This window comes from Paenibacillus sp. F024 (genome assembly GCF_057814255.1).
In genome coordinates, this window is record NZ_JBVASZ010000035.1 from 1 (window position 1) to 12,134 (window position 12,134).

Sequence of the window (12,134 nt, forward strand, 5' to 3'; positions counted from 1 at the left end):
ATAGGCAAAAGGAGCGGTCAAGCGCTCTTCTTGACGGCTTCTTTTGCCTATGAGATTCTCCAAGCAAGCGGAAGGGTTATGACTCTCGTTAATAGCCATCCACCCACCCAGTAGCGCGAAGAGCCTATCTTTTTTGATTTCATAAATCAGATGAATAGAGAGTTGACCCGGAGTGAACAAGGGTACCAAGATATTTTCGATAATATCGATGCGGCCATCTGGACTTTTGATAAAGAAACAAGTTTTATAACCGTATCCGCCGGTTTTGAGAAGATGCTCGGGTTTTCACGGGAGGAGCTTTTTCGCAATCCGAGCATTTGGGAAGAAACCATTTATGAAGAGGATCTTGAGATGGTAAGCTTGCATATGGCCAAACTCTATTCCGGCCTATCAAGTACGTTAGAGCATCGGATCAGATTCCGAACCGGAGAAATAAGATGGGTTCAAAGTGCTGGCACATCCGTATACCATAAGGAGAATCATGCTGTCAGAATAAATGGGGTTCTTCTCGACATCACCGAAAAAAAAGCAGCCCAAGAAGAATTAGAAAAAACTCGTCACCTGTTTCAACGTATTTTGAACACGGTTGATGTAGCCATTTGGTCTTACAGTGAAGTATCCCAGAGAATAGAATACGTTTCGGAAGCTTTGGAAGAGATTACGGGATACCCATTAAATAAAATCATGACCCGAGAAAATTGGAAGGATATCATTCATCATGATGATATTTTCATATTTGAACAATTATCAGTGAAAGTACGCCAAGGCATTTCCGATGCCAGCGAATATCGGATTATACATGCAAATGGTGAAGTGAGATGGATTCAAAACCGGATTATACCGACCATGGACGGCTCCGGATATATGACCCGGCTTGATGGCGTTGTTATTGATATCACTTCAAGAAAAATGATGGAAGAAGCTTTGCATAGAAATGAGCAGCGGTATAAATCTCTGTTTGAATACAATTCCGATGTCATTTGTGAATTGGATTTAAGTGGAAATATACTTGCTTTCAATCAGGTTGCAGGGAAATCATTGTTCGGTAATAAGAATTCTTCTTGGGTTGACATTCTTGGTTCCGTTGGTTCACAACGTGCGGCTGTATATTTTGAGATGGCTAAGCAGGGACAGGCACTAAATTACGAGATCGTATCGAACCACCAAAATGGAAAAAAGGTTCATTGGGATATTAAAAATGTACCTATTTATGTAAATCATGACGTTGTTGGGATTTTCGTCATAGGCAGGGATATTACCCAGAAAAAAGAAACGGAGAAAGCACTGGCGGAGAGCGAAGCCCAGTACAAATTCATTGCTGAAAACATGACGGATATGGTGCGTATTTTAGACGCGAACGGGATGTGCATTTATGCCTCGCCTTCACACAAAAAGCTTATTGGATACCCGCCTGAACAATATATGGAAGAACAGATTTTTCTTCGGATGGTTCATCCTGACGATTTGGAAGCTGTTGGTCTTCTATTTAATGAAATGGTGGAGTCGAAGCAACCGAAAAACGCGCAATTTCGCGTTACCCGTGCCGATGGTGAGCATATTTATCTTGAAGAATATGGTACACCTGTTGTGGATCATAACGGTAAGGTGGAGAATATTGTTATTGTCTCCCGCGACATTACAGAAAAGAAATTGACCGAAAAAGCACTGGCCGAAAGCGAATCCCAATTCCGGCTCATTGCCGGAAATATGACGGATTTGCTGGGACTACTGGATATCAAGGGCACGTTTTGGTATGCTTCCCCCTCTTACCAAAAGGTATTGGGATTTGATCATGAGTGGATGGTGGGGACTTCATTATTTGATCGCTTACATCCCGATGATTTGGCCGAAGCACAAAATCAATTCTTGGAAATGCTGCTTACGAAAACCACCAAACCGGTTCGCTGTCGGTTTATCCATTCAGAGGGACGTACGGTAGAAGTGGATTGCTTAGGAACGCCGGTGCTTAGCCAAGACGGAGAAGTAGAAAGCATTATTGTGGTATCGAGGGATATTACAGATAAAGTACAAATGGAAAAGGAGCTTACAGAAAGCGAGGAACGCTACCGCACTTTGATTGAGCACTCTCCACAGCCCATGGCCTCTCATTGTGACGGGAAGTTTGTCTATATTAATCCTGCGGGCATCGAACTCATAGGAGCGAAGGATGCCAATGAAATCATAGGGAAATCCGTATTCAGTATTATTCATCCGGATTATATGAAGATGGCGAGAAAAAGAGCCCAGAGCTTGACCAAGAATAAATATCTGGAATCCATGGAATATAAAATGATCCGTCTGGATGGGCAAATGATTGAAGTGGAGCTCATTGGAATTTACGATGACGCAACCCAGACGACCCTAACCGTATTTAGCGATATCACCGAACGAAAAAAAAATGGAAAGGGCTCTTCAAGAGAGCGAAGAACGTTATCGCCGATTGGTGGAGCTCTCTCCGGTTGCTATCTCCGTTTATAAAGACGGTCAATTTGTTTATGTCAATCCTGCAGGGATGAAGGTAGCGGGGGCAAGTCGTCCTGAGGATATTGTTGGAACAAATCCTTTGGATTGGGTTCACCCGGACGATAAGGAATTTGCGAGAAAGCGAATGGAAAATACTTTTCTCAATTGGTATTCCTCACCTGCAGAGCACAGAGTTATTCGCCTTGACGGTGAAATAATCGATGTCATGGTAACCGCTATTTATGATCCAAAGTCCTTATCTGCACAGCTGGTGTATGAGGATATCACGGCAAGGAAGCAAGCGGAACAGCTTATTCGCCAAAGTGAGGATCGATATATCCGCTTACAGAATAGTTTAGATGAGTTTTCACTCGGTCTCTTTGGGGTTATGAAGGTGTCTGAAATGGAACGGCGTCTTGTCAAAGAAGTTCAAGTTGTTCTAAATAGTGCACATGTCAGTTTAATCGAAATAGACCGCAATAATCATGTGAACATGAAAAGCGGTAATCATGACATTCCGGACACATTTTTGAAGGAAATATTAAACTCTGATCAAAGGCCGTATCCTGTATGCGAAATCATGGAAGCGTCGGAAGGTTATTTCTTAAAGATAGGTGAAATTAGAGGGAAATGCTACATCCTTTGTGTTGGCGAGAAAGCCCCGGCCTTAAGGATCAAGCCCAAAAGAGTATGGCTGAAGACCATTACCCGTTATGTCAATGTTCTATATGACAGCTTTCGGCTAATAGAAGATTTAACCAAGGAGCTTGAGCAGAGTGTTGCCCAACATGCAGCGCCTTCATGGCTTCTTCGGCTGGTGTTCAATTTATCTGAAAACGAGAGAAAACGCTTGTCGCAGGATTTGCATGACGCTGCACTTCAAGAGCAGATTATCTGGTATCGCAAGCTTGACCAATTGTCAACGGATCGTTCTGTTCCCCAAGAAATTAGAGAACAGCTGGAGCAAATGGCACAGGGATTATTAGATGTCATTTATCAAATCAGGATCACGTGCAATGAATTGAGACCGCCTTTGTTAAAAGAAGAAGGACTTGTGTCCTCTCTTGAAGCATTATTTGAATTTACTCAATTGCGTACAAATTATTGTATTCAGTTCGATGCCGCGGCTTTCCATCACAACTTAAATGACCACCTATTAATTGGGATATATCGCATTGTACAAGAGCTTATGGCTAATGCAACCAAACATTCCAACGCATCGAGGGTTCGGGTTACATTATCTAGTTTCCCTGACCGGGTTGAATTAAACTACGAAGATGACGGAATCGGAATGGATTTAACCGGGTTGGAAGATTCATTTAACAGTATGGGCGTGTATGGAATGAAGGAACGCGTCCGAAGTATGGAGGGGAAAATCGTATTTCATTCATCCCCCAATGAGGGATTGGCTATTTTTATTTCAATCCCGGCTCTTTAAGACGGCAACGGAAAATAAAAACCCATTCGAGGTGGTATAGAAAATGATTCAAATCTTATTGGTTGATGACCATCCATCCGTCATGGAAGGCACAAGGATGTTACTTGAACAAGAGGGAGATATGAAAGTTATTTTGGCGGATTCCGGTGAGAAAGCATTGGAGATGCTGAAAACCCAACAATATGATGTTATGCTATTGGATTTACATATGCCGGATATCAATGGGATTGATCTCGCAAAGAAAGTATTAAGCATTACTCCCGGAGTTACCATTCTGATCTATACCGGCTTTGAATTTAAAAACCATTTTAACCTGATGATCGAAGCGGGCATTTCGGGCTTTGTGTTAAAGACCGCAAACAAGGAACAGCTCGTAACGGCTGTAAGATGCGCCTTACGCGGAGAAGTCATCCTGCCGATTTCCTTAGTCAAACAGCTTAGAAAAACAACCATACAAATGTCTGAAATGGAAAACGATATTGAATCGAATGCGATTAGCAGCAAAGAATATGAAATATTGAAAGAAATAGCGAAGGGGAAAAGCAATAAAGAAATTGCCGAGAAGCTGATCACGAGCCAACGCTCATTAGAGTATGCTCTAACGAATCTTTTTCAAAAATTAAATGTAAAGTCCAGGATAGAAGCAGCGATGAAGGCAAAGCAAATGGGACTGTTGTCGGACTCTGATTTTCAATAAGAAATCTACAAGAAATAGAGAAGGTTTCATGTGTCCTGCTGCAAACGGTGCCCAAGGCCCGTATTTTTGATTTAGTTCCGTCGACTTAACGTGGGCTCGCACACTACCCTGGTGTACGAGTCATTGTACTTTGATTGCATTCGACAAAATACCGCATTTTTTTTGCGGTAGCCCGCAAATCATTTTCGGTTACCCGAAACTCCGTTTTGATTATCATTAAAGATGGATCTAAAGAACTAATGATTAGGATGGCTATACCCTAATTATTGAGTGTTTTTGTCATTGTTTTGACAATGGGTTACAAAGTGAAAGGGGTGCACGTTTGGTATTACGGGTGAGGCTTACGGGCGGAATAGGATTGAGGGGGACATCGGATGTTGAAATCCATAACTGATTCTGTAAATAACACGAAAATGAAGGCCATCGCTTCTGAACTTGAGCTATGGCTAGGGGATACAGCAAGTGGGCTCGTCACGAGATTAACTGTGATGAGCAAAGAGGAGCTTAGCGAATTTGCGAATGCCCTATCCATGATCCAAAACTATATTTCCTCTTTTCAAAACGGGACCGAAGCTTTGGATAAAGATAGCGAGAATCTCTCCCGTGATTACGAAAGCATATTAACGACGGAAGAAATTGAGGAAATGCTGGAAAAATTGGAAGCAGAGGCAGGGTTTTATACTTAATATCTTCGAACGAAATGAAAGATCCGGGTAAAAATCATCCACACCATGAAAAATTGAAATGAGGTATATAGCTGGTGAAATGGTTTTATGATTTGAAAACATCTGTGAAATTAATTTCTGCATTTGTATTGATGGCCGTCATTTTGGCTTTTGTCGGGTTCTTCGGATTAAATAATATGGGTAAAATCAATGAGAATGTGTCGACCATGTACAATGATCGTTTAATTCCGATAAATGATCTTACCACTGTAGAAGTTTCGTATCAACAAATAAGAGTAGCTATTCGAGATATGAACACCATTGCGAAAACACCCGAACAGAAACAGAAATACAAGGAAAATATAAACGGGCTTGTTAAAGAAATTGAAGCGATCATGGCTAAGTACAGCAGTACAAATATGACGAAAGAAGAAGAGGAAGCGCTGAAGCAATTCAACCCCGCATGGCAGGCGTACAATGAATTGTTAACTAAGGCGATTCAATTGAATACCACGAATATAAGCGCTGAAGAATTTACACAATTTCTGCTCAATGGCGGGTTTAAGGAGTCTGGGGACAAACTGCAGGGTATTCTGGAAAATTTAGTCTCCATCAATATTAAGCTAGCAGAAAAGGCGAATACGGACGGAGATATCGTATATACGACTTCTAAAGCTATTACTATTGCAGTGATCATTGCCGCGCTGATGATCAGTATCGGATTAGGATACCTTAACTCACAAATTATTGCTCGCCCTCTGAACCGTATGGTGAAGCTAGTCGAACAGGTAGCGGGCGGTGATTTAAGAGAAACAACCGATATCAACACGAAAGACGAGATCGGACAGTTAGCGGGTTCCATTAATGACATGGTTCAGCGTTTGAGAACGACGATCGGCGGAATCTTGGCCTCGGCAGAGAGCGTCGCTGCAGCGGCTCAGCAAATCTCTGCGAGCACGGAGGAGATTGCCAGTGGGAGTAACAGTCAGGCCAATGACGCTCAAACGATGAATGAACTATTCAAAGAATTGTCTGCTGCCATTAACTCGGTGGCCCAGAGTGCGGACCAAGCTTCGGAATTGTCTAACCAAACCACAGGGATTGCCCAAGAAGGCGGTAAAGTGGTCCGTTCATCGATCGAGGGGATGAATCGGGTCAACCGACAAATGTCCAAGCTCGAAGATGATTCGAACAAAATCGGAGAAATTATTGAGGTCATCGACGATATTGCCGAACAGACCAACCTTCTTGCTTTAAATGCAGCGATTGAAGCGGCCCGTGCAGGAGACCAAGGCCGGGGTTTTGCGGTAGTTGCGGATGAAGTACGGAAATTAGCTGAACGCAGCAGTGAAGCAACCAAGCAAATCACAACCATTATTAAAGGAATGCAAGAGAACACCCAGCAAAGCGTGAAGGCGGTGGGTGAAGGCGTCGTTTTGTCACAAAAAACCGGGGAAGCCTTTGAGCAAATTATTACGATGGTCAATGAGTCCGCCAACAGGGTAACGGAAATTGCCGCCGCCAGCGAACAACAGGCCGCCCAATCCTCCGAGGTCTTAACATCGATCGAAAGTATCTCCGCCTCTACGGAAGAAGCGGCGACAGCTTCCGAGGAAACCGCAACGACAGCACAATCCCTTGCGGGGCTTGCAGAGGAATTGAATCATGCCGTGTCGATTTTTAGAATTAAATAGCTTCAGACTACCGGTAACATCAGCTAACAGTGATGATAACCGGTTGTTCATTTTATGAGAAATGGGATGGGTGGTTTGATGCAAGTCACCGAGCAGGAGCAATATGTTGAGTTTGGCATCGAAGGTGAACGATACGCCATTCGAATTCAGGATATCCATGAAATTATTAAGATGCAGGAAATCACTTCAATTCCTAATGTGATGCCCTATGTTAAAGGGGTTATCCATCTTAGGGGAAAGATCGTACCCGTCATTAGCCTTCGCCATTTGTTCCATCTTGATGATAAGGGATTCTCAAAAACAACCCGGGTAATCGTGGTTCATCATCAGGAGGATACGGTTGGGATTATTGTGGATCGCGTAAATAAAGTCACTACCTTTTCGGATATTCAACCTCCTCCTGCTCGCGTGGGCAGTATGGCCGGAAGCTATTTTACAGGGATCGGATTAACGGATAACGGGTTGGTCGGCATTTTAAAGCTGGATGAAGTGTTACTTCATGAACAGGAGTGAGACCATCATGTTTGCCGAGTACAGAGAGGTTTTTCTGGAAGAGCTGGAGGAACAGCTGCAGCTTATGGATGATGAAATCCTAAAGCTTGAGCAAGAAGGGGCTTCCGAACAGGGCGTCCAACGGTTGTTTCGTGCTGCTCACACTTTAAAGGGTTCTTCTGCGGCCATGGGGTGTGAGGATATGAAGCAGCTAACCCACCAGATGGAGCATCTTTTGGACCAAGTGAGAAGTAAGAAATTAGGGGTAACAAGCCCGTTGATTGATCTTCTTTTTATGTCCCTTGACTGTCTCAAACAGTTAAAAAACGATATTGTACGTAATGATAACCATGCAACGGATATCTCCGATTGTATATATAAGCTTCAAGAATTTGTTGACACCTCACGAGCAGCAGCACCCGCTGAACCTGCCATGAGATCTTTATCAAAACCTGTACTGAACCTGGATACGCGGTTAAAGGTGCAGGAAGCACAGGACCAGGGGCTTCAGGTCACTTGGATCTGTGTGCAGGTTTCCTCGGAGTGTGTCATCAAAGGGGCAAGAGCTTATGTGATTAACTCCTACTTGTGTGAGCATGGGGATATTCTGCTGGCAACCCCGGAATGGGAAGGGATCATCGAGCAAATGGACGGGCCTTTGGTTATCACCTTCCTCTATGCAGGAAAACAAAGCCCTTCGGAGCTGCAGGCTCTTGTTTCCGATTTGACCGATGTAGTGCATGTAAAGGTAGAACCCTTGGAAAAAGAAGAGACCGTGTTGGGTAACACTCTTTCCGCAGCTTCTGAAAAAACAATCCATGAAGATCATACGCAAACAGGCAAAGCCAAATCCCAAACCATTCGGGTAAGCGTAGAACGTCTGGAGCATCTCATGAATCTGGTGGGAGAACTGGTCATCGACCAGACTCGGATCCATCAAGTGGAGCGGACGCAAAGAAGGCGTGTTTCTGATGAGTCCGTCAATGAATTGGGCCAAATCTCTGACCATCTTTCTCGTGTTATTAGCGATCTTCAAGAAAGTGTTATGAAAGCAAGAATGCTCCCGATCGACCAATTGTTTAATCGCTTTCCCCGCATGATACGGGATCTGTCCCGGGATTTGGGCAAGGAGATCGAGCTTGTCGTTGAGGGAAAAGATACGGAACTGGATCGGACCTTGATAGAAGAGATCGCCGATCCGCTGATTCATCTTATCCGGAATGCGGTTGATCACGGAATCGAAACGCCCGAGAAAAGGGAGCAGCTGGGTAAAAACCGCAAAGGAACCCTTCATATCAGAGCAGCGCATGAGGATAATCAGGTGGTCGTCTATGTGGAAGAAGACGGTGCAGGTATCGACCCCGTAAAAATGAAACGATCTGCCCTTGAGAAAGGTATCATTACCCGGGAGGATGCAGAACAGTTAAGCGACAAAGAAGCCATCGAACTGATTTTCCGTCCCGGATTTTCAACAGCTCAAGCCGTCAGTGATATATCCGGGCGCGGTGTAGGCATGGATATCGTCAGAAGCCATATTGAAAAGCTGAATGGTTTAATCGATATTGAAACGAGATTGGGAGAAGGGACATGCTTTAAAATCAAGCTTCCGTTAACGTTAGCCATCATCATCGGGCTGCTCGTAAAACTGCATGATCAAACGTTTATTATCCCTATGAGCAACATTGCCGAAATCGTGAGAGTCACATCCGATGACATCCACACCGTTCGTGGACAGTCGGTTATTTTGCTGCGAAATCAGGTGATTCCGCTGGCTTGGATGCATGATCACTTCCACATCCCCAAGGAGAGCTTGGGCAAAAAACATATTCCTTTAGTCATTGTGGGCTCGGCGGAAAAACGGCTGGCCTTAGCTGTAGATGAATTAATCGGAAATCAGGAGATTGTGATCAAGTCATTGGGCTCCTATATAGGAAAGGTAGACGGTATAGCCGGCTCTACCATATTGGGCGATGGAAAAGTGGCTCTCATTGTAGAGGTATCGGGCATCATTAATAAATTAAGCGGAAAGTAACTTGAAACGAATGGCGGAGGAACATGACAACAAACTATCCGGGGTAGACAACAAATCCATTGATAATGCATTAAAAAGGGCGAAAGAAAAATTAAAAAACGTCCTGCATTACCATGTATAGCAGATATGATGAAAATAAAGAGGGGCAAAGAAAATGGCGAATATATTGGTAGTTGATGACGCTGCATTTATGAGAATCATGTTAAAGGATATCCTTACTAAGGGCGGGCACCAAGTGGTTGGCGAGGCGGGGAATGGTCTTGAAGCTATCGAGCAATACAGAAAATTAAAACCGGACTTGGTTACGATGGATATCACTATGCCGGAAATGGAGGGGATTGAGGCTTTAAAGCACATCAAAAAAGAGGATCCAAAGGCAAAGGTGATCATGTGCTCCGCCATGGGACAACAGCTGATGGTGGTTCAAGCCATACAGGCGGGCGCCACAGATTTTATAGTAAAGCCTTTTCAATCGGAAAGGGTACTCGAAGCAGTGAAGAAGGCTGCAACTTAACCAAACATATAAAATGAGCATTATGCCATTCGAATTCAGGATATCTATGAAATGATAAAGATGCAGGACATATGGATCTAGTCACCTTTATAAATCAAAGTGAACAAACTGCGTTTAACTCACTGCTAAGTCGTTATCTGCCTCTGATACGCCTTTACAGCAAAAAATATTATGCACCCGGTTTAACGCGGGGGGATCTTCACCAAGCCGGATGCATCGGCTTATTTGTCTCCTGTAAAAAGTATAACGCTTCGAAAGGGATGGCTTTTTCGAGATTTGCCAAAATGCATATCAAGCACCACATGATCAATGCTGTGAAATCAGCTTTAGGAAGAAGCAGCAAATTCTGAATCAAAGACGGTCCTGTGCAATCATGCTTGATCAACGTAAGGATGGCCAAAGTAGTCATGGGAAAGGTTTAATAAAAGCATACGCTAACGCGACCTCCAAGTCCGCTTGAGTCCGCTCAAGCGGATTTTTTGTGCCTGTTACAGCCTGTTCCTGCAGATCGCTCCGTATGGGCCGGATAATCGATTGACACGATGAGCAATATCCCTTATATTATCATTATTGATAATGATAATATAAGGTGCTGATGGATATGAAGGAATCGAAGTCCGATATCATGCTTCATCCCGTGAGGCTGAAAATCATACAAGCGCTGGCGGGAGGCGGGCGTCTTACGGTGCAGCAGATGCTGGAAAGGCTTCCCGAGGTGCCGCAAGCTACGCTGTATCGCCATCTGAACAAATTGACCTCGGCCGGTTTGGTGACGGTGGCGGATCAAAAGCAGGTCAGAGGAGCCGTGGAAAAGCTGTATGTGCTCGGAGAGCAAGGACCGACTCTTCCGAAGGAGGAAACAGAGAGTGCGGCAAAGGACGACCATATGCGTCACTTGATTTCTTTTATGGCGGCGGTTGTGGGGGATTTTGAACGGTATTTTTCTCGAGCTTCCGCAGATATGCATAAAGACGGGGTCGGATACCGTCAAGCCAGATTGTATATGAACGATCGGGAGTTTCAGGAATGGACGCAGGACATCCGCAGGGCATTTGAGAAGGTTGCTTACAACGAGCCGTCGCCGGGCCGCCGCTGCCGAATCGTGACCACCATGATTGTGCCGGAAACCGATCCAGAAAAATGAACGGTGAAATACCATCCGGAAAGAGGGAATGACAATGACGGAGCAGCTAAGCAATGAAATGGTAACGATCAAAGGGAGATTTGACTTGGCAGGAACCTTAACCCTTCCGATGCCGTCGGAAGGAAAAAAGCCCGCCGTGCTCATCATCCCGGGTACCGGAACAAGTGACCGGGACGGCAATATGAAGGGGCTGCGCATGAATATTTACAAGGATCTGGCCGAGCGCATCTCCCGTCTTGGATTCATTACGCTCCGTTATGACAAAAGAGGAACGCACGCCAGCGGCGGATCCTTTCTGGAGATGGGTTTCCGCGATCTTGTAGAGGATGCCGAAGCCTGCTTGACGTATCTGGAATCGCGTGAGGAGGTTGACCCGGAGCGTGTATTGGTATTGGGTCACAGCGAAGGGGCCATCATTGCACCGGCTCTGTACGTCAAGCATCCGTATAAAGGAATGATACTGCTGTCGGGAATGGCCGAAGCGGGCAAATCGGGGTTTATGAAGCAAGGGGAAATGGCGCTCCGGGAGCTGGAAGCGATGAAGGGCTTCAAAGGCAAGCTTATCCGATTATTCAGAATTCCTCAGATCGCCCGCAGGCAAACAGACAAAACATTCGCCAAAATTCTCGGGTCGACGGGAGATACGGTCCGCATACAAGGCAAAAAGCTTAATGCAAAATGGTTCAGGGAGCATTTTGCCCATAATGTGCTCGACGATTTGCAGCAGGTCCGCTGTCCGGTGCTGGCCATTACCGGATCAAAGGATCTCCAAGTGGAGCCTGATCATGCGCGGGTTATTGCTGATACGGTCCAAGGACCTTCGGAATGGCATATTGTTCCCGATATGACTCATATTTTGAAAAAAACGACCGAGGAGCTCTCCATGCTTACGCTGTTGAAAACGTACAAGCGGATGACCGGAATTCCCCTCGATCAAGAATTGATAGATATCATGGCGCAATGGTTAGAGTCATTTAAAGAGTAAAAGCGCTTTT

At 44.7% G+C, this 12,134-nt stretch carries 11 protein-coding genes; all 11 read left to right on the forward strand.

Translation table 11 applies throughout. The features are described from left to right. Positions 1 to 162: 162 nt before the first annotated feature. The 11 genes from ACZYR9_RS23175 to ACZYR9_RS23225 all read left to right on the forward strand — a co-directional run bounded on the left by ACZYR9_RS23175 (position 163) and on the right by ACZYR9_RS23225 (position 12,124). Positions 163 to 2,478, forward strand: coding sequence for a PAS domain S-box protein (locus ACZYR9_RS23175; RefSeq protein WP_488980791.1), 2,316 nt, complete (start codon positions 163 to 165; stop codon positions 2,476 to 2,478). Beyond that, complete coding sequence (locus ACZYR9_RS23180) at positions 2,399 to 3,901, forward strand: PAS domain-containing sensor histidine kinase (protein WP_488980792.1); 1,503 nt, start codon at positions 2,399 to 2,401, stop codon at positions 3,899 to 3,901. The genes ACZYR9_RS23175 and ACZYR9_RS23180 overlap by 80 nt, the downstream gene beginning before the upstream one ends. A gap of 43 nt (positions 3,902 to 3,944) precedes the next feature. After that, positions 3,945 to 4,598 (forward strand): response regulator transcription factor, encoded by a 654-nt coding sequence (locus ACZYR9_RS23185; protein WP_488980793.1) that lies wholly within the window; start codon positions 3,945 to 3,947, stop codon positions 4,596 to 4,598. Between the two features lie 374 nt (positions 4,599 to 4,972). Further along, positions 4,973 to 5,284, forward strand: coding sequence for a hypothetical protein (locus ACZYR9_RS23190; RefSeq protein ID WP_488980794.1), 312 nt, complete (start codon positions 4,973 to 4,975; stop codon positions 5,282 to 5,284). A 74-nt stretch (positions 5,285 to 5,358) separates the two neighbouring features. Beyond that, positions 5,359 to 6,957 carry a methyl-accepting chemotaxis protein gene (locus ACZYR9_RS23195; RefSeq protein WP_488980795.1) on the forward strand — a complete coding sequence of 533 codons (1,599 nt, stop codon included), beginning with the start codon at positions 5,359 to 5,361 and terminating at the stop codon, positions 6,955 to 6,957. A 66-nt stretch (positions 6,958 to 7,023) separates the two neighbouring features. After that, positions 7,024 to 7,470, forward strand: coding sequence for a chemotaxis protein CheW (locus ACZYR9_RS23200; RefSeq protein WP_488980796.1), 447 nt, complete (start codon positions 7,024 to 7,026; stop codon positions 7,468 to 7,470). A gap of 7 nt (positions 7,471 to 7,477) precedes the next feature. Continuing rightward, positions 7,478 to 9,481: a chemotaxis protein CheW gene (locus ACZYR9_RS23205; RefSeq protein ID WP_488980797.1), complete on the forward strand. Its 2,004-nt coding sequence runs from the start codon at positions 7,478 to 7,480 to the stop codon at positions 9,479 to 9,481. Between the two features lie 154 nt (positions 9,482 to 9,635). Beyond that, entirely contained in the window at positions 9,636 to 9,995 is a 360-nt protein-coding gene (locus ACZYR9_RS23210) for a response regulator (RefSeq protein WP_488980798.1), read from the forward strand. A 71-nt stretch (positions 9,996 to 10,066) separates the two neighbouring features. Continuing rightward, positions 10,067 to 10,345 carry a sigma factor gene (locus ACZYR9_RS23215; protein WP_488980799.1) on the forward strand — a complete coding sequence of 93 codons (279 nt, stop codon included), beginning with the start codon at positions 10,067 to 10,069 and terminating at the stop codon, positions 10,343 to 10,345. 251 nt (positions 10,346 to 10,596) lie between these two features. Next, on the forward strand, positions 10,597 to 11,139 hold the full coding sequence (locus tag ACZYR9_RS23220) for a helix-turn-helix domain-containing protein (RefSeq protein ID WP_488980800.1): 543 nt from the start codon (positions 10,597 to 10,599) through the stop codon (positions 11,137 to 11,139). A 34-nt stretch (positions 11,140 to 11,173) separates the two neighbouring features. After that, positions 11,174 to 12,124, forward strand: a complete 951-nt coding sequence (locus ACZYR9_RS23225) for an alpha/beta hydrolase (RefSeq protein ID WP_488980801.1) — start codon at positions 11,174 to 11,176, stop codon at positions 12,122 to 12,124. Positions 12,125 to 12,134: the final 10 nt, after the last annotated feature.